The organism is Paraburkholderia ferrariae NBRC 106233 (assembly GCF_000685035.1).
GTDB classification, from domain to species: domain Bacteria; phylum Pseudomonadota; class Gammaproteobacteria; order Burkholderiales; family Burkholderiaceae; genus Paraburkholderia; species Paraburkholderia ferrariae.
This window is the reverse complement of record NZ_BAYB01000021.1, coordinates 46,495-63,183: the sequence shown is the minus strand read 5'-3', so window position 1 is coordinate 63,183 and position 16,689 is coordinate 46,495. Positions and strand designations below refer to the sequence as shown.

Annotated in this window: 14 protein-coding genes and 1 tRNA gene; 7 read left to right on the top strand and 8 right to left on the bottom strand. The window is 64.8% G+C overall.

Going from position 1 to position 16,689, the window contains the following annotated elements; translation table 11 throughout:
• Nucleotides 1–105: 105 nt before the first annotated feature.
• From htpX to def, 4 genes are all read right to left on the bottom strand, one after another.
• A complete protein-coding gene (gene htpX, locus BFE01S_RS21540) occupies nucleotides 106–963 on the bottom strand; it encodes a zinc metalloprotease HtpX (protein ID WP_028227281.1) in 858 nt (285 codons plus the stop codon).
• A gap of 124 nt (nucleotides 964–1,087) precedes the next feature.
• Nucleotides 1,088–1,759, bottom strand: a complete 672-nt coding sequence (locus BFE01S_RS21535) for a LysE family translocator (protein WP_028227280.1) — start codon at nucleotides 1,757–1,759, stop codon at nucleotides 1,088–1,090.
• 102 nt (nucleotides 1,760–1,861) lie between these two features.
• Nucleotides 1,862–2,860: a methionyl-tRNA formyltransferase gene (gene fmt / locus BFE01S_RS21530; RefSeq protein WP_028227279.1), complete on the bottom strand. Its 999-nt coding sequence runs from the start codon at nucleotides 2,858–2,860 to the stop codon at nucleotides 1,862–1,864.
• Between the two features lie 51 nt (nucleotides 2,861–2,911).
• Complete coding sequence (gene def / locus BFE01S_RS21525; protein WP_028227278.1) at nucleotides 2,912–3,415, bottom strand: peptide deformylase; 504 nt, start codon at nucleotides 3,413–3,415, stop codon at nucleotides 2,912–2,914.
• Between the two features lie 252 nt (nucleotides 3,416–3,667).
• Here def and dprA point away from each other — a divergent pair, with 252 nt between their 5' ends.
• The 3 genes from dprA (at nucleotide 3,668) to BFE01S_RS21510 (ending at nucleotide 8,297) form a co-directional block, all read left to right on the top strand.
• The gene (gene dprA, locus BFE01S_RS21520; RefSeq protein ID WP_028227277.1) at nucleotides 3,668–4,882 is read left to right on the top strand and encodes a DNA-processing protein DprA; all 1,215 of its coding nucleotides are present in this window, start codon (nucleotides 3,668–3,670) and stop codon (nucleotides 4,880–4,882) included.
• A gap of 65 nt (nucleotides 4,883–4,947) precedes the next feature.
• Nucleotides 4,948–5,325 (top strand): thioredoxin family protein, encoded by a 378-nt coding sequence (locus BFE01S_RS21515; protein ID WP_028227276.1) that lies wholly within the window; start codon nucleotides 4,948–4,950, stop codon nucleotides 5,323–5,325.
• A 314-nt stretch (nucleotides 5,326–5,639) separates the two neighbouring features.
• Nucleotides 5,640–8,297 carry a DNA topoisomerase III gene (locus BFE01S_RS21510; RefSeq protein ID WP_028227275.1) on the top strand — a complete coding sequence of 886 codons (2,658 nt, stop codon included), beginning with the start codon at nucleotides 5,640–5,642 and terminating at the stop codon, nucleotides 8,295–8,297.
• 115 nt (nucleotides 8,298–8,412) lie between these two features.
• Here BFE01S_RS21510 and BFE01S_RS21505 read toward each other — a convergent pair whose 3' ends face one another.
• Together BFE01S_RS21505 and BFE01S_RS21500 are read right to left on the bottom strand one after the other, a co-directional pair.
• A complete protein-coding gene (locus tag BFE01S_RS21505; protein WP_028227274.1) occupies nucleotides 8,413–9,489 on the bottom strand; it encodes a LysR family transcriptional regulator in 1,077 nt (358 codons plus the stop codon).
• A 288-nt stretch (nucleotides 9,490–9,777) separates the two neighbouring features.
• Entirely contained in the window at nucleotides 9,778–11,634 is a 1,857-nt protein-coding gene (locus tag BFE01S_RS21500; RefSeq protein ID WP_028227273.1) for a phosphoenolpyruvate carboxykinase (GTP), read from the bottom strand.
• 443 nt (nucleotides 11,635–12,077) lie between these two features.
• Between BFE01S_RS21500 and BFE01S_RS21495 the strand changes: the two genes are divergently transcribed.
• Nucleotides 12,078–13,091 carry a D-2-hydroxyacid dehydrogenase family protein gene (locus BFE01S_RS21495; protein WP_028227272.1) on the top strand — a complete coding sequence of 338 codons (1,014 nt, stop codon included), beginning with the start codon at nucleotides 12,078–12,080 and terminating at the stop codon, nucleotides 13,089–13,091.
• Between the two features lie 64 nt (nucleotides 13,092–13,155).
• On the opposite strand, the gene BFE01S_RS21490 is transcribed toward BFE01S_RS21495, so the two are convergent.
• Both BFE01S_RS21490 and BFE01S_RS21485 read right to left on the bottom strand, forming a co-directional pair.
• Nucleotides 13,156–14,034 (bottom strand): patatin-like phospholipase family protein, encoded by an 879-nt coding sequence (locus BFE01S_RS21490; protein WP_028227271.1) that lies wholly within the window; start codon nucleotides 14,032–14,034, stop codon nucleotides 13,156–13,158.
• A gap of 27 nt (nucleotides 14,035–14,061) precedes the next feature.
• Nucleotides 14,062–14,478 carry a PaaI family thioesterase gene (locus BFE01S_RS21485; RefSeq protein WP_028227270.1) on the bottom strand — a complete coding sequence of 139 codons (417 nt, stop codon included), beginning with the start codon at nucleotides 14,476–14,478 and terminating at the stop codon, nucleotides 14,062–14,064.
• A 259-nt stretch (nucleotides 14,479–14,737) separates the two neighbouring features.
• Between BFE01S_RS21485 and BFE01S_RS21480 the strand changes: the two genes are divergently transcribed.
• The 3 genes from BFE01S_RS21480 to BFE01S_RS21470 all read left to right on the top strand — a co-directional run bounded on the left by BFE01S_RS21480 (nucleotide 14,738) and on the right by BFE01S_RS21470 (nucleotide 16,304).
• Nucleotides 14,738–14,813 (top strand) — tRNA-Lys (locus BFE01S_RS21480).
• Between the two features lie 392 nt (nucleotides 14,814–15,205).
• The gene (locus BFE01S_RS21475) at nucleotides 15,206–16,009 is read left to right on the top strand and encodes an RNase A-like domain-containing protein (protein ID WP_028227269.1); all 804 of its coding nucleotides are present in this window, start codon (nucleotides 15,206–15,208) and stop codon (nucleotides 16,007–16,009) included.
• 7 nt (nucleotides 16,010–16,016) lie between these two features.
• Nucleotides 16,017–16,304 carry a contact-dependent growth inhibition system immunity protein gene (locus BFE01S_RS21470; protein ID WP_028227268.1) on the top strand — a complete coding sequence of 96 codons (288 nt, stop codon included), beginning with the start codon at nucleotides 16,017–16,019 and terminating at the stop codon, nucleotides 16,302–16,304.
• Nucleotides 16,305–16,689: the final 385 nt, after the last annotated feature.

Genomic DNA, 16,689 nt, shown 5'->3' with positions numbered 1-16,689 from the left:
GGATGCCCGGTTAGCGCCCAAATGAAAAGAGCAGGCCCGGGGGCCTGCTCTTGCTGCTCGTGCGATCGCGAGCGATGAATCGCGAAACGGCGCGAAGCGGCGCGCCTAGTCGAAGCGCCCCGTACGCGCCATTTCCATGAGGCGCGCGATGCGCTCTTCCGTAGCCGGGTGAGTCGAGAACAGGTTCTGGATGCCGCCGCCCGAGAGCGGATTCATGATCATCATCTGCGCCGTCGCCGGATGCTCTTCGGCCGCCGGGAACGGAATGCCCTGTGCGTAGCGATGGATCTTGTCGAGCGCGGAAGCGAGCGCCTGCGGATCGCCCGAGATCTGCGCGCCGCCCCGGTCCGCTTCGAATTCGCGGGCCCGCGAAATGGCCATCTGGATCAGCGCGCCCGCAATCGGCGCGAGCAGCGCGACGGCAATACCCGCGATCGGGTTGGCCGGACGCCCGTTCTCGTCGCGGCCGCCGAAGATCATCGCGATGTTCGCCAGCGCCGAAATCGCGCCGGCCATGGTGGCCGAGATCGTCGAAATCAGGATGTCGCGGTGCTTCACGTGCGCGAGCTCGTGCGCCATGACCCCGCGCATCTCGCGCTCGGAGAGCACGCGCAGGATGCCCGTGGTGGCCGCGACGGCCGCATGCTCGGGATTGCGGCCCGTGGCAAAGGCGTTGGGCGCGTCTTCGTTGATGAGGTACACGCGCGGCATGGGCAGGTTCGCGCGCGTGGCCAGTTCCCGGACCATGCGGTAGAACTGCGGCGCCGTGGTTTCGTCCACTTCCTGCGCGTTGTACATGCGCAGGACCATCTTGTCCGAGAACCAGTACGAGAAGAAGTTCATGCCGAGCGCGATCACGAGCGCGAACATCATGCCGCGCTGCCCGCCGATCATGCCGCCGATCACGATAAAGAGGGCCGTAATCGCGGCCATCAACATCGCGGTTTTGACCCAATTGAACATGTGATGTGCTCCTTCACCCAGAGGGATTCAAATCGTCAGTCTCGCGCCGGCCCCCAGGTCAGAGGCCGCAGCGAGCGCATTGTAAGCGATTTGTTAGATATGGGCGGACACGAAAAATTCAATCTCAGCGGGTGGCCGTGGCGAGTTTCACGCCGAGGCCGACGAACGCCGTGCCGACGGTGCGGTCCAGCCACTTCTTGACGCCCGGCTTGCCCGAGAAGCGCCGCGTGACGCTGCCGGCAATCCACGCGACGAAGCTGTTCCAGACCGTGCTCATCAGCACGAACACCACGCCGAGCGCGAGGAACGCAAGCGCCTTGTGCGCACTCTCCGCGCTCACGAACTGCGGGAAGAACGAGACGAAGAACAGCACGACCTTGGGATTGAGCACGTTGGTCCAGAAGCCCTGCAGGAAGAGCTGCCGCAGCGGGCGCGGCGCAACTGCGGGCATGGGTGCCGCTTCGGGTACCGCCTCGGGTGCCGCTTCAGGCACCTTCGCCGCGGCATCGGCCTTCGAGAAGATCAGGCGCGTGCCCAGATAGACCAGATAGATCGCCCCAACGAACTTGACGACGGTGAACGCCGTGGCGGAAGCCGCCAGCAGGGCGGTCAGGCCGAACGCGCAGGCGAGCGCGTGGACGCAGCATCCGGCCGAAATGCCGAGCGCCGAAACGAGACCCGCACTACGGCCCTGCGCCACGCTGCGGCCGACGATATAAGCGGTATCCGGCCCCGGCGTCACGTTGAGCAGAAAAACCGCGACGCAGAAGAAACCGAAATGGGTGATGCCAAGCATGACGTCCTCAGGAAATACGAATCAGGCGAATCGATTCTAACGCGCCGGACTGGGTGCGCGGCACTGGCCGAACGGACGACTGGCGGGTGATGGCCCCATCTTTCAGACTTCGGGCGTATCGGCAAGCTGGAAGCGCTGGCCCGCCGCGAGCGGCAAGCCCGCGAGGAATTCGCGCGCGGGCAAGCGTTTGCCACCCGGCTTCTGCAATTGCGTCACGCGCAGCGCGCCTTCGCCGCAGGCGACGACTACGCCGGCTGGCGTTACCTCCAGGATCTGGCCCGGCGCGGCGCCGGCGGAAACCTTGAAGTCGGCGGCCAACTCAGCCGCCCACAGCTTGAGCTGCGCGCCGTCCAGCGTCGCGGCGCCGCCCGGGAACGGGTCGAAGGCGCGGATCTGGCGCACCAGCACGTCTGCGGAGCGGCGCCAGTCGAGCAGCGCCTCCTGCTTGCCGATCTTTTCGGCGTAGGTCGCGCCTTCGGCCGGCTGCGGCTTAGCCGGCAGCGCTTTGTCGCGCTCCAGCTTCACGAGCGCCTCGACGATCAGTTGCGCGCCCAGTTGCGCCAGCCGGTCGTGCAGGGTGGAGGTGGTATCGGCCGCGGTGATCGGCGTGCGGGCTTCCGAAATCATCGCGCCGGTATCGAGGCCGGCGTCCATCTGCATGAGGGTGATGCCGGTTTCGGCATCGCCCGCTTCGATCGCGCGATGGATCGGCGCGGCGCCGCGCCAGCGCGGCAGCAGCGAAGCATGGATGTTGATGCAGCCATGCGGGGGAATGTCGAGCACCTCCTGCGGCAGGATCAGGCCGTAGGCCGCCACGACCATCACGTCGTGCGGCGTCGCGCGCATGAGGTCCAGGGCGGCGACCGCCTCCTCGGGATACTTGCCCGCGCGGCGCAGCGAGGTGGGCTGCGCGACAGCCAGGCCCTGCTCCTGCGCGTAGCGCTTGACCGGGCTGGCCTGCAGCTTCATCCCGCGTCCCGCCGGGCGGTCGGGCTGGGTCAACACGAGCGGCACCGGGAAGCCCGCCTCGTGGATCGCGGCAAGCGCCGCGGCTGCGAATTCCGGCGTGCCGGCAAAGATGACGCGAAGGGAGTGGCTCATGGTGCCCGGAAGAGAAGTCGATGAAGGAAACGGCGCAGCGGCGCGAACGCCTCACATCGCGCGTTCGGCCTTCTTCATCTTGCTCTTGATGCGCGTTTGCTTGAGCGACGAGAGGTATTCCACGAACACGCGGCCCATCAGATGATCCATTTCGTGCTGGATGCACACGGCGAGCAAGCCTTCGCAATCCACTTCGTAGGTCTCGCCGTTCTCGTTCTTTGCGCGCACGCGCACCTTTTCGGCGCGCTCGACGTTGTCGTAGATGCCCGGCACCGAGAGGCAGCCCTCTTCGTTGATCTTGCGCTCGTCGCTCGACCAGACGATTTCCGGGTTGATGAACACGCGCAGTTCGTCGTGCGCGTCGGAAACGTCGATCACCACGACGCGCTCGTGCACGTCCACCTGAGTCGCCGCGAGCCCGACGCCGGGAGCGGCGTACATCGTCTCGGCCATGTTCGCCACGAGCTTGCGGATACGGTCGTCGAAGACCTCGACCGGCTTGGCGACCTTGTGCAGGCGCTTGTCCGGGTAATGAAGGATGTTCAGTAGAGCCATGATTTGACGGAGTTTCTCGGGGCGCCGGGAAGGTCCGGCATCGCGCAGACTGGCCGTTCGGCCAGCTTGCCGGCCCACTACGGGATGAAGAGGATATACGGACTAAACGGCCGGATTCAACGCGCCGCCACCCGCCCCGCAGGCCGATCGCCCAGGTCTGCGCGACGCCTCGCGGGAAGCGCCGCTGTGTATTTCGGATGGTGAAAATTTTATCACGACGGGTTGCAATGCGCCCGGCGCGGGAGTTTCTGCATGCCTGCCACTTTGCCGCTCGGCGCGGACGAACGGACCGCCTGGCTTCGGCTTGCCACGGCGCGCGGCCTGAAACCGGTGGCGCTGCGTGCGCTGCTCGGCGCTTTCGGGCTGCCGCAGAACGTGCTCGCGCAGCCGTTCTCCGCGCTCGCCGCGGTAGCGGGCAGCGAAGCGGCACGCGCCGCCCTGGCGCCGCCGGCGCCGGATTTCGCGGCACAGCGCGAAGCGCTCGACAGGTGGTGCGCGGCGCGCGGCAACGCGCTCGTCACGCTCGCCGATCCTGCCTACCCGGCGCGGCTTCTCGCCATGCCCGACCCGCCCCCGCTCCTCTACGTGCAGGGGCGCCTGGCGCTGCTGCACGCGCGCAGCATTGCCGTGGTGGGTAGCCGCAACGCCACGCCGCAGGCGCTCGAAGACGCCACCCGGTTCGCACAGACCTTCGCCGCGTCGGGCCTCACGGTGGTTTCGGGGCTCGCGCTAGGCGTGGATGGCGCCGCGCATCGGGGCGCGCTGGGCGAATCGGGCGGGACCGTCGCGGTGATCGGCACCGGCGCCGATCTCGTGTATCCGGCTGCGCACCATGCGCTCGCTGCGCAGATTGCCGGGTGCGGCGCCATCGTCTCCGAGTGGCCGCTCGGCACGCCCGCGCGCTCCGCCAACTTCCCGCAGCGCAACCGTGTAATCGCCGCGCTGGTGGAAGGCGTGGTGGTCGTGGAGGCCGCCATGCGCTCGGGCTCGCTCATCACCGCGCGGCTCGCGAACGAAATGGGGCGCGACGTCTTCGCGCTGCCGGGGTCGATTCACGCACCGCTCACACGCGGCTGCCACGAGTTGATCAAGCAAGGAGCGCAACTGGTCGAAACGCCGGAGGAAGTGCTGGCATCGCTGGGCGTCATACAACCCCAACTGCGGGTGCGAGCAGCCCGGGAGCGCGCGAAAAACCCGTCCTCTGCGGTTTGCGCGCGGAGCGTCGCGCCACCCAGCCCAGCGATCACGCCGCCGCCGCATTACGGGCCCGCCTCGCCCGCCGCCCCCGGCGCCGAAGCCCAGCGGCTGCTCGACGCCCTCGGCCACGCACCGGCCACGCTTGAAATCCTCGCTGCACGCACCGACATGGCGGAAGCGGCGCTCCAGGCGGCCCTGCTGCAACTGGAACTGGCCGGCAGCCTTCATGCGCTGCCCGGCGGCTGGTTCGTGAGGGCGACACCTCGCTAGCGCCGCCGTGTTACATTCGCGCCAACTGCAACGCCGCTATATACAAGAGTAAGCAAGGAACGACCATGCCCGCGCTAGACCTCGACACCGATGCCGACCGGATCGCCGAGCGCGTCGCCGACCGCGACACGCTGTTCGTGGCCTGCCTGTGCGCGCAGTGGTGCGGCACGTGCCGCGATTACCGGGCGACCTTCGAGCGCATCGCGCAAGCGCATCCGGACATCTGCTTCGCGTGGATCGACATCGAAACCCATGCCGACCGCTTCGACGACCTGGACGTGGAGAATTTCCCGACCATCCTGATCGAAGACGCCGCGGCCACCCGGTTCTTCGGCACCGTGCTGCCGCATGGCGCCGTGGTCGAACGCATGCTGACCGATCTCACTGCGCTGCCGGGCGTGAAGGACGCGCCCAGGCTGCGCCCCGCGCTCGCCGAAGCGTAAGGTCTGAACTGAAAGCCCTGCGAAAGCGTGGCGACGCCGTGTAAGCAAAACGCGACGGATTATCCGCCCCCAGTCGGGCCCATGCTTGCCGGCCGGTTCGGCGCGCCTTTATGATTGGGCGCCTTATGCATGGCCTTGTGCATGGCCCTATGCTGGCGCGATGCCGCAGCGATAGAAGCGGCCGCGGCGGCCCCGGCCATCCCCCGGCAGCCAATAGAGACGAATAGAGACGAAAATCGCCCCCGGCGCGCCATGTGCTATAAAGCCGTCGTTAACTAGCGCCGCTAAACCGGATTCACCCACTTATACAAGTCATGTCGAAAGCTCTGATCATCGCCGAGAAGCCGTCCGTCGCGAACGACATCGCGCGCGCTTTGGGCGGATTTACCAAGCATGACGAATATTTCGAGAGCGATGACTACGTTCTTTCGTCGGCGGTCGGCCATTTGCTGGAGATCGCCGCTCCGGAAGAGTACGAGGTCAAGCGGGGCAAATGGAGCTTCGCCCACCTGCCGGTCATTCCGCCCCATTTCGACCTGAACCCGATCGCCAAGAGCGAATCGCGGCTCAAGGTGCTCACGAAGCTGATGAAGCGCAAGGATGTGGACCGCCTCATCAACGCATGTGACGCGGGGCGCGAGGGCGAACTGATCTTCCGCCTGATCGCGCAGCACGCGAAGGCCAAACAGCCGGTCCAGCGCCTGTGGCTCCAGTCGATGACGCCCGCCGCCATTCGCGACGGCTTCGCGCGGCTGCGCAGCGACGACGACATGCAGCCGCTCGCCGACGCCGCACGCTGCCGCTCCGAAGCCGACTGGCTCGTGGGCATCAACGGCACGCGCGCCATGACGGCGTTCAACAGCAAGGGCGGCGGCTTCTTCCTGACCACCGTCGGCCGGGTTCAGACGCCTACGCTCTCGATCGTCGTCGAACGCGAAGAGAAAATCCGCCGTTTCGTGCCGCGCGACTACTGGGAAGTGCGCGCCGAATTCGTCTGCGCGGGCGGTTTCTATGAAGGCCGCTGGTTCGACCCCAAGTTCAAGCGCGACGAATTCGATCCGGAAAAGCGCGACTCGCGCCTCTGGAGCCTGCCGGCCGCCGAAACGATCGTCGCGGCCTGCCATGGCCGCGAAGGCACGGTCACCGAGGAATCGAAGCCGTCCACGCAGCTCTCGCCCGCGCTCTTCGACCTGACGAGCCTGCAGCGCGAAGCCAACGGCCGCTTCGGCTTTTCGGCCAAGAACACGCTCGGCCTCGCTCAGGCGCTGTACGAAAAGCACAAGGTGCTCACCTACCCGCGTACCGACGCGCGCGCGCTGCCCGAGGACTACATCGACACCGTGAAAGACACGCTCGAGATGCTCAAGGAGAGCAACAACTACCTGCCGCACGCCAGGCAGGTGCTCGACAAGGGCTGGGTGAAGCCGAACAAGCGCATCTTCGACAACTCGAAGATCAGCGATCACTTCGCCATCATCCCCACGCTGCAGGCGCCGAAGTCGCTCTCCGAGCCGGAGCAGAAGCTCTACGACCTCGTCGTGAAGCGCTTTCTCGCCGTGTTCTTCCCGGCAGCCGAGTACCGCGTCACCACGCGCATCACCGAGGTGGCCGGCCATCACTTCAAGACCGAAGGCAAGGTGCTGGTCGAGCCGGGCTGGCTGCAGGTGTACGGCCGCGACGCGGGCGGCGACGACGCCAACCTCGTGCCGGTGCAGAAGAACGAGAAGGTCAAGACCGACAAGGTCGCTGCGCACCAGCTCGTCACCAAGCCGCCGGCACGCTACAACGAAGCCACGCTGCTCTCGGCCATGGAAGGCGCGGGCAAGCTCGTCGACGACGAAGAGCTGCGCGAGGCCATGGCCGCCAAGGGCCTCGGCACGCCGGCCACGCGCGCGGCGATCATCGAAGGGCTGCTCGGCGAAAAGTATCTCGTGCGCGAAGGCCGCGACCTGATCCCGACCGCCAAGGCATTCCAGTTGATGACACTGCTGCGCGGCCTCGGCGTGGAGGAACTCACGGCGCCGGAACTCACCGGCGAGTGGGAGTACAAGCTTTCGCAGATGGAGCGCGGCAAGCTCCCGCGCGATGCGTTCATGCAGGAAATCGCCCGCATGACGCAGACCATCGTCAAACGCGCGAAGGAATACGACTCCGACACCATCCCCGGCGACTACGCGACGCTGCAGACGCCGTGTCCGAATTGCGGCGGCCAGGTGAAGGAGAACTACCGCCGCTTCGCGTGCACGAAGTGCGAGTTCTCGATTTCGAAGATCCCGGGCGGCCGTCAGTTCGAGATCGCCGAGGTCGAAGAGCTGTTGCAGAACAAGACCATCGGTCCGCTCTCGGGCTTTCGCAGCAAGATGGGGCGGCCGTTCTCGGCCATCCTCAAGCTCTCGTTCGACGACGAAACGAAGAACTACAAGCTCGAGTTCGACTTCGGCCAGGATCAGGGCGGCGAAGACGGCGAGGCGCCGGACTTCTCGGAGCAGGAACCGGTGGGCGCCTGCCCGAAGTGCCGCGGCCGCGTGTTCGAGCACGGCATGAGCTACGTCTGCGAGCATTCGGTGGCCAATCCGAAGACCTGCGACTTCCGATCGGGCAAGGTGATCCTGCAGCAGGAAATCACGCGCGAACAGATGGCGAAGCTCCTCGCGGAAGGCCGCACGGACCTGCTGACGAACTTCAAGTCCTCGCGCACGGGCCGCAACTTCAAGGCGTTCCTCGTCAACCAGAGCGACGGCAAGATCGGCTTCGAGTTCGAGAAGAAGGAACCCAGCGCGAAAACGGCGGCGAAGGGGGCGGCCCGCAAGTCGGCCACTTCGGCTGACGCGGCGCCGGCGGGAGAAGCCGCAAACGATGCCGCCGAGGAAGGCGCCAAGCCGGCGGCCCGCAAGACGACCGCGGCCAGGTCCACGACGGCGGCGCGCAAGACCGCCGCTCGCAAGACGCCTGCTCGCAAAACCGGTTCGTGAGCATCGGGCGGCGGTAAAGCAGCCCCGCTGCCTAGCAACAAAACAAAAAGCGCGATCTCAAACGAGATCGCGCTTTTTTATTGCCTTTCGCCACCCTTAGCCGCAAATAGACAGCTTATAGCGGGGAGATCGCCGAAGTCCGGGTGCGCGGCGCCGAGGCGCGCGCCGACTTCGGCGCACGCTCGCCATCCAGCAGATTCGCGATCGGCTCGGATCCGTCGAATACCTCCGGCGCGACCGTACGCGCCGCGGCGGCCCGTACCGGCGCGGCCGTGGGGCGCACGAGGCCATCGTGCAATTCGCCGGCCTGGCTGAAATGATCCACCAGATGGTCGATGAACGTGCGCACCTTGGCCGGCAGATGGCGCCGGCTCGGGTAGGCGATGTTGATCTCGATCTGCGGCAGACGGTAGTCGCCAAGCACGCGAACGAGGCGCCCGCGCGCCATGTCGCGGCCAATCAGGTAGCTCGGCAGTATCGCGATACCCATGCCGAGCAGCGCGAACTGGCGCAGCATTTCGGTGTTGTTCGCAACGATCACGTTGGTCGGGCGCACGCGAACCTCACCGTCCGCGCCCGTGAACACGCGCTCGTCGCCCCAGAACTCCGAGGGCAGCGAGAGGGACGGATGCTCCATCAACTGCTCGGGCCGCGTGGGCGTGCCGTGCTTTTCCAGGTAGGCCGGCGTGGCGCAAACCATCATGCAGCCCGTGGTGAGGCGCCGCGTGACGATGCTCGCGCTGCGCATCTGCCGCGCGGTGACCACGCCCAGATCGAACCCCTCTTCCACCAGATCGACCTGGCGATCCACGAGCGTGACGTCGGGGACGACCTGCGGATAACGCTCCGTGTAGCTCTGAAGAACCGGGGCCAGATTGTGCAGCCCAAATACGACGGGCGCGACGATGCGCAGCGTGCCAACGGGTTCGTGATTGCGTGCGACCACCATCTGTTCGACGTCTTCGAGCTCGTCGAGAATCTGGCGGGCGCGTTCCAGATAAACCTGACCGGACTCGGTGAGCGAAAGGCTGCGGGTCGTGCGGTTGAGCAGACGCGTGCCAAGCCGGCCTTCGAGGTCGGCAACATGACGCGTGGCGACCGCGTTGGAGATATCCATCGCGGCGGCGGCCCGGGCGAAACTGCCGAGGTCGGCCACTTTGACGAATACCCGCATCGACTGCAAATGATCCATGAGACAACTCCTGCCTTGTGTTACAGCTCGCCGACATCAGCGAAGCGAACCGCGAATTCTCCTACGACAGGAGAATTCGTGCAGAAGTTGCTCCAGAAGGCGTAGTTTTCTCGATATTTTCTTCGATTGTGTTGGGGAAAGAAGGCGAAGAAGGCTTATTGTTTCTCGTCAAGAAACAATTTTCCGCAATGCAGCGACATAGCGCCGCAGTGGACGAACAGAAAAGGCCGCTCCCGGGCAGCTCTTTTCTGTTGGTAAGCGCTCACATTCAACGGAAGCGAGGCTCGGTCATGCGTCGAGACGTCGCGCCAATGATTCGCGCGTTTCCTGCAGCGCCTGCGGAAGCCCATGCGCGAGCGTCTCGAACAACTCGGCGTGCAGGGCCAGTTCGGCGCGCCAGGCTTCGGCATCGACCGAAATCACCTGCTCGAACTGGGCCGGCGTGAAGTCGAGGCCGCGCCAGTCGAGATCGCCGTAGCGCGGCGAAACGCCGAACGCGTGCGCCTCCCCCTGCGCCCCGCCCTCGATACGCCGCACCATCCACTCCAGCACGCGCATGTTCTCGCCGAAGCCCGGCCATACGAACTTGCCATCCGGCCCCTTGCGGAACCAGTTGACGCAGAAAATGCGCGGCAGCGCGGCGCCGAGCTGCCCGAGCTTCGCGCCCACCTTCAGCCAGTGATCGAAGTACCCGGCCATGTTGTAGCCGCAGAACGGCAGCATGGCGAACGGATCGCGGCGCACCACGCCCTGCTGGCCCGCGGCCGCGGCCGTCGTCTCCGAACCCATGGTGGCGGCCATATAGACGCCCTCGGTCCAGTCGCGCGCCTGCGTCACGAGCGGCACCGTGGTCGAGCGGCGGCCGCCGAACACGAACGCGTCGATCGCCACGCCCTTCGGGTCTTCCCACTGCGCGTCGATCGAAGGACATTGCGAGGCCGGCGCCGTGAAACGCGCATTGGGATGCGCCGCCTTGCGGCCCGTTTCCTTTGCGATCGCGGGCGTCCAGTCCTTGCCCTGCCAGTCGGTCAGATGCGCAGGCGGCGTATCCGTCATGCCTTCCCACCAGACGTCGCCGTCGTCGGTCAGCGCGACGTTCGTGAAGATCACGTTCGCCTTGAGCGTGGCCATGGCGTTGTAGTTGGTCTTCTCGCTCGTGCCGGGCGCCACGCCGAAATAGCCCGCCTCCGGGTTGATCGCGTAGAGGCGGCCATCGGCGCCGGGCTTGATCCAGGCGATATCGTCGCCGATCGTCGTGATTTCCCAGCCGTTCATGGCGGGCGGCGGAATCAGCATCGCGAAGTTGGTCTTGCCGCACGCCGAGGGGAACGCCGCCGCCACGTGGTACTTGCGGCCTTCGGGAGAGCGCACGCCGAGGATCAGCATGTGCTCGGCGAGCCAGCCTTCGTCGCGGCCCATGGTCGAAGCGATGCGCAGCGCGAAGCACTTCTTGCCGAGCAGCGCATTGCCGCCGTAGCCCGAGCCGTAGCTCCAGATCTCGCGCGTTTCGGGAAAGTGGACGATGTACTTCGTGTCGTTGCACGGCCACGGCACGTCCTGCTGGCCCTCCGCCAGCGGCGCGCCCACCGTGTGCACGCACGGCACGAACGGGCCGTCCTCGCCGAGCACGTCGTACACGGCGCGGCCCATGCGGGTCATGATGCGCATGTTCACGACCACGTAAGGGCTGTCGGACAGTTCCACGCCGATATGCGCGATGGGCGAGCCGAGCGGCCCCATCGAGAACGGCACCACGTACATCGTGCGGCCGCGCATCGAACCCGCGAACAGGCCGTCCAGCGTGGCGCGCATTTCGGCCGGCGCGATCCAGTTGTTGGTCGGGCCGGCGTCTTCCTTGCGCGGCGAGCAGATGAAGGTGCGGTCCTCCACGCGCGCGACGTCGGAGGGATCCGACCAGGCGAGGTAGGAATTCGGCCGCTTCGCGGGATCGAGCTTGCGCAGGGTGCCGGCATCGACCATCTGCTGGCACAGGCGGTCGTATTCTTCCTGCGAGCCGTCGCACCAGACAATGCGCTCCGGCTGCGTATGCGCGGCAATCTTCTGCACCCATTCCACCAGTTTTCGGTGGCGCACCCAGGCAGGCACCTGCGCTGCGGCCTGGACGTTCAAGTCGGGATGGTTCATCGAGCAGTCTCCAATTTTAGGGTTGTAAAAGAGGATTCGGCCCTTTTCGACGCTGCTGGCGAGAGGCGCAACTCCTGCGAAAGCGACATTTGACGGCAATCAATGTTCTGTCGATTCGCACGGTTGGGCAGGTCGTCAAGGGCATTTCAGCCTGGGGTTCGAAACCGTCTGTAAAGCGGCTTGCATCGCAGCCCGACAAGCTGTTAAAAGTTGTAAATTATTCGCGGCAATATTCGCGGCAAGGCCCGCGCGGAAACCATCGCGCATCAGCGCAACGGTGGTGCCCGCAACGAGCGGAAAACGGCTCCGGGTCTTGCGCGCGAACGCGTGCCCCGAAGGCTTCCCCTATTCATACCAGCCTTCGGCGCGCTGCATAGTGGGATAACCACCAGATGAACACCGAGCCGCACCGCCAACGGTGCGGCACACCCAAAACTCGTGCCATGAAAATTGCCATCCTTGACGATTACCAGGACGCCGTCCGCAAGCTCGACTGCTTTCAACTGCTCGCCGACCACGAGGTCAAGGTTTTCAACAACACCGTGCGCGGGCTCGGGCAGCTCGCGAGCCGCCTCTCCGAAATCGATGCCCTCGTGCTGATTCGCGAACGCACGCGCATTACCTCGCAGTTGCTCGACAAGCTCCCGCATCTGCGCATGATCAGCCAGACGGGCCGCGTCGGATCGCACGTCGATATCGCCGCGTGCAGCGAGCGCGGCATCGCGGTGCTCGAAGGCACGGGCTCGCCCATCGCCCCCGCCGAACTCACGTGGGCGCTCATCATGGCCGCGCAGCGGCGCATCCCGCAATACGTCGCCAACCTCAAGCAAGGCGCCTGGCAGCAGTCGGGGCTGAAGACTTCGGCCATGCCGCCCAACTTCGGGCTCGGCCAGGTGCTGCGCGGCCAGACGCTCGGCATCTGGGGCTACGGCAAGATCGGCCGGCTGGTGGCGGGCTACGGCAAGGCGTTCGGCATGCGCGTGCTGGTGTGGGGCCGCGAGCATTCGCTCGAAGCCGCGCGCGCGGACGGCTACGAAGCGGCGGCAAGCCGCGAGGCGCTGTTCGAAGAGAGCGACGTGCTCTCGCTGCATCTGCGTCTGCACGACGACACGCGCGGCATCGTGAAACAGGAAGATCTCCTGCGCATGAAGCCCACGGCGCTGCTCGTCAACACGAGCCGGGCGGAACTGCTGGAAGAGAACGCGCTGCTCGGCGCGCTGTCGCACAACCGGCCGGGCATGGTGGCAATCGACGTGTTCGAGAGCGAGCCGATCCTGCAGGGCTACAGCCTGCTGCGCATGGAGAACGTGATCTGCACGCCGCACATCGGCTACGTGGAGCGCGAAAGCTACGAGCTGTACTTCAGCGCGGCGTTCCGCAACATCATCGCGTTCGATTCGGGCGATACCTCAAGCTGCGCGAATCCCGACGCGTTGCACGGCGGGCGGCGCAAGTAAGCGCACGCTGACGAGGGCGGCTGACGGGCCCGCCCCACGTTTTTATATCGGCCTCAAAACCCGCTTACACGTGCGCGGCGGCTTCGAGCACCTCGGGCAGGCGCTCGAGGAAACGCTCGCCGTCCACGCGGCCGAGGTTGTAGGCGTGCTGCATCTGATGCGGGCTCGTGTAGTCCCAGCTCGAGATCGGCACGCGAGCCGAGGGCTGCACGTAGAGGCGCTGCTGCTCCCCCTGCGGCCCATGATGCGGCACGACGAACATCTGCGGACGCGGATAGAGGCGCGTCACCATCACGAGCACGCGGCCCGGCGTTTCGTCGAGGGCATCCACCGGTACGTTGTCGACCATGCCGCCGTCGAGCACGGGACGCCCGTTGCGGCGCAGAACCGGCGTGAACGGCGGCGTGCAGGAAGACTGCAGGATCAGATCGGCGAGGGCTTCGACGCTCTCGCAGGTCTGCGCAGTCACGAACTCCGGACGAAAGCCGAGCTTGCGACCCAGCGTGGGATGCAGCGTCTTGCGAATGTGCTTTTCGATGTTGTACGCGATCAGGCCCGCGGCGACGGCGCTGCGCGCGCCGAGCCAGCGCGGCATGTGCGAGACGCCGATGCGGATTTCGGGCGCATCCTTGAGCTTGCCGAAGCGCTCGCCGTAAATGTCGAGCAGCGCCTGGCGATAGATGCGGTAGTGCGGAAACACCGACTCGCCGCGCAGCAGGTTGCCCCAGTAGGCATTGCGCTTGTTGTGGCGCAGCGCTTCTTCGTAGTAGCGCATCACCCAGTCGGCGTCGCGCGTGTAGAGCATGCATGCGGTGGCGGCACCCGCCGAAATGCCGGTGATTACGCGCGGGCGCACCTGCAGTTCGGGCTGCACGATATCCCAGAAACCAGCCTGCCACCAGCAACGGTTGCCGCCGCCGGCGAAAACGACCTGATCGAACATGCGTTGAGCTTCCTTCCAGCCAATGAGCTACGATCGCGCCTCGTCGAGCAGCGCATAGGTGGATGTTGCATGAACGGCCATGCGTCCGTCTTCGTCGTAGAGTTCCACCTCGCCGAACACCAGGTTGCGGCCCATGCGCAGCACGCGGGCGGTGACGAGCACGTCGCCCTTGCGCACGGCGCGCATGAAACTGGTGTTGAGGGCCACCGTGGTCATCGGCCGGAATTCGCCGAGCGCCACCGAAACGGCGACGATCATCGCCGTATCTGCCGCGGCCATGAACACCTGGCCGCTGATCGCGCCGCCCGCGTGGCGCAGTTCGCCGGAAAACGGCAGGCGCAGGGTGACGCTGTCCTCGCCGACTTCGACGGGCGTCAGTCCGAGCGCGCGCACCCACGGCGCAAGCACGCGCGCGAGCAGCGCGTGAATTGCCTTCTCGTCCATTGATTGCCTTTCAGAATGCAGGCCGGGCGGCGGCTCCAGGGAAGCAAGATGGACGGCGCGCGGCTCAAGATCCAAGTAGTGGCGACATCATACCGGGACAGCGCGGTACAGCGGGGAAACGGATACAGGGCGATGGGTGGGGCGTCTCTGGGGCGTGCCGTCATGCGTGGGGCGGCGGCCCCACGGGTCGCTTTTTTCAGGAATTTTGCGAAAAGGGCTTGGCAGGACGAAAAATATCCTGCATAATTTCGCTTCTGTTGGGGCGTTAGCTCAGTTGGTAGAGCAGCGGACTCTTAATCCGTAGGTCGAGTGTTCGAGTCACTCACGCCCCACCAAAGAATTCAAGCAAAAAGCCCAGCCTTAACCGGCTGGGCTTTTTGCTTTCTGAACCCGTGCAGGCGCTGTGCAGGCAAATTCGATCAACACAGCGGCACAACATCCCCACTGTTGCAGCGCGCGATGCGCTGCCCTTCACCGCCCATGGCGGCGTTGCCAGTCGTCGGGCGTGCCATCCTCGACGCAGCGGGGGCGCCCGATGATGGAAGCGTAGGCGCAGCACGTCTGTACGGCGGCCTGACTGCCACCCAAATACACTGGCGCACTGACAGCAACGAAATCGCAGAATCATCCATCGCCCATTCCCTTCCCCTGTAGTCGTCTGCCAAGCTGACTGCCCCCAACAGCGACAGAGGAATTCGGAATGTCGTACTAGCAGGATTCAGATGGCGTGCGTGTCGTACTCAGTGCGCCGCAACTGGCAGCGGTGCTTTCCCGTCAGTCGATTAGCCAGTCCGAAATGCTTTCCAACCGGCTATGGGGCGGCTTGCAGGTTGTCGGCGGCGTGCTGGAAATGGTCGGGGCAACGGCGCTGTGTGTGCTGCCGGAACCGACGATGGCCAGCAAGGCCGGATGTGTGATTTTCGGAGTGCATGGCTCGGATACGGCGTCGGCAGGCTTACGTCAGGTCTGGACGGGGCGCGACACGGCTACCCTTACGCAGCAGGGTACGACGAAGCTGGCCGAGGCGATGAAGGCTAGTCCTGACATGGCGAACCGTATTGGCCTGTCGCTCGATATGGCGGTGCCGTTCGGCTTTGCTGGCTCGATCAGGGCCGTGCGGGCTGCCCGTATCACGATGGGTGAGATCAACCTGATGGAGCACGAAGCGAAAGCGGGTAGCCGGATTGGCGGGCATACACTGGAAAAGCACGCAGGACGGACCGAAGCGCAGTTGCGCGAAAGACTTAGACTTGAGCCAAATCGAAAAAGAGTATCTTCATTCACGAACCTTGAGCAGGCCGAACGCGCCATTTCGGAAACAGTGCAGACCAATGCCACAAGAATCAGGGCGTGGGCGCAGTCCCCACGAAGGGTTACGGAAACAGTAACCAAAGTCGTTTCCGGCGACATTGGCTACGGGGTGACGCGGGAGACTGGCAAACTTACGCGAATGAACAAGGTTTTCGTCACGCTGAAATACGAAACCTACAACGGCATGCCATATTACATTCTTACCGCTTACGTTGGATGAGAAAGAAATGAGTTCGTCAGAGCGCTATCCAGAAATGGACCATCTCTTTAATACGTATTTCGGCCAGGATTTCGACCTGTTCGGAGAAACCGTCCTGGAAATTGTCGCGTGTTACAAGAAAGACTGCCCTTACGATTATGAAAATCTGGTTCGCGAAATAGACTCGTTCAGGAGCGAACACCCTAATGATCTGGATTCCGCGTTCGAAAAGGATTATGGGCATGATTTTGATCCCGTTTTATGGGGCTACACGACCGCCTCTTTCCTCGAGGAATTGAAGCGTCTCCTAAAGTAGTTCACCTGTCACCACGTGTGGGCGGTTCCATGCCGTCCGGCGCATCCATGCGCGGCGATGTTCGCATTTCATGCTGTGGTGTTCGCATTTCTGCTCGTCTGTGTGTTCGCACGTCCCGCCGCAAAGGCAGGCCAGTCTCGGATCTCGCGAAATGCGCAGCAGGGTGCGAACAACTTTACGAGGTATTGGCTAGCCGAAAATCGCGAGTCTTCGCACCCGCAGTGCAGATAGTCCCTGGAAGGCCCGCGCAAGCTGGCAGGGTCTCAATCAGGAAGTTGGTGGGGGTTTTTCCGCCAAGTGTTTTCGCACTTACGCCCACCTTTTTATGGGCGGAAATAACCCGGCCAACCTTAACTATCCGGTAGAAAAGCGCGTACGCACGTGA

Excerpts from the sequence above, each read along its gene's own strand:
- htpX (WP_028227281.1), bottom strand. The coding sequence starts at position 963 with ATGTTCAATTGGGTCAAAACCGCGATGTTGATGGCCGCGATTACGGCC.
- BFE01S_RS21535 (WP_028227280.1), bottom strand. The coding sequence starts at position 1,759 with ATGCTTGGCATCACCCATTTCGGTTTCTTCTGCGTCGCGGTTTTTCTG.
- fmt (WP_028227279.1), bottom strand. The coding sequence starts at position 2,860 with ATGAGCCACTCCCTTCGCGTCATCTTTGCCGGCACGCCGGAATTCGCA.
- def (WP_028227278.1), bottom strand. The coding sequence starts at position 3,415 with ATGGCTCTACTGAACATCCTTCATTACCCGGACAAGCGCCTGCACAAG.
- dprA (WP_028227277.1), top strand. The coding sequence starts at position 3,668 with ATGCCTGCCACTTTGCCGCTCGGCGCGGACGAACGGACCGCCTGGCTT.
- BFE01S_RS21515 (WP_028227276.1), top strand. The coding sequence starts at position 4,948 with ATGCCCGCGCTAGACCTCGACACCGATGCCGACCGGATCGCCGAGCGC.
- BFE01S_RS21510 (WP_028227275.1), top strand. The coding sequence starts at position 5,640 with ATGTCGAAAGCTCTGATCATCGCCGAGAAGCCGTCCGTCGCGAACGAC.
- BFE01S_RS21505 (WP_028227274.1), bottom strand. The coding sequence starts at position 9,489 with ATGGATCATTTGCAGTCGATGCGGGTATTCGTCAAAGTGGCCGACCTC.
- BFE01S_RS21500 (WP_028227273.1), bottom strand. The coding sequence starts at position 11,634 with ATGAACCATCCCGACTTGAACGTCCAGGCCGCAGCGCAGGTGCCTGCC.
- BFE01S_RS21495 (WP_028227272.1), top strand. The coding sequence starts at position 12,078 with ATGAAAATTGCCATCCTTGACGATTACCAGGACGCCGTCCGCAAGCTC.
- BFE01S_RS21490 (WP_028227271.1), bottom strand. The coding sequence starts at position 14,034 with ATGTTCGATCAGGTCGTTTTCGCCGGCGGCGGCAACCGTTGCTGGTGG.
- BFE01S_RS21485 (WP_028227270.1), bottom strand. The coding sequence starts at position 14,478 with ATGGACGAGAAGGCAATTCACGCGCTGCTCGCGCGCGTGCTTGCGCCG.
- BFE01S_RS21470 (WP_028227268.1), top strand. The coding sequence starts at position 16,017 with ATGAGTTCGTCAGAGCGCTATCCAGAAATGGACCATCTCTTTAATACG.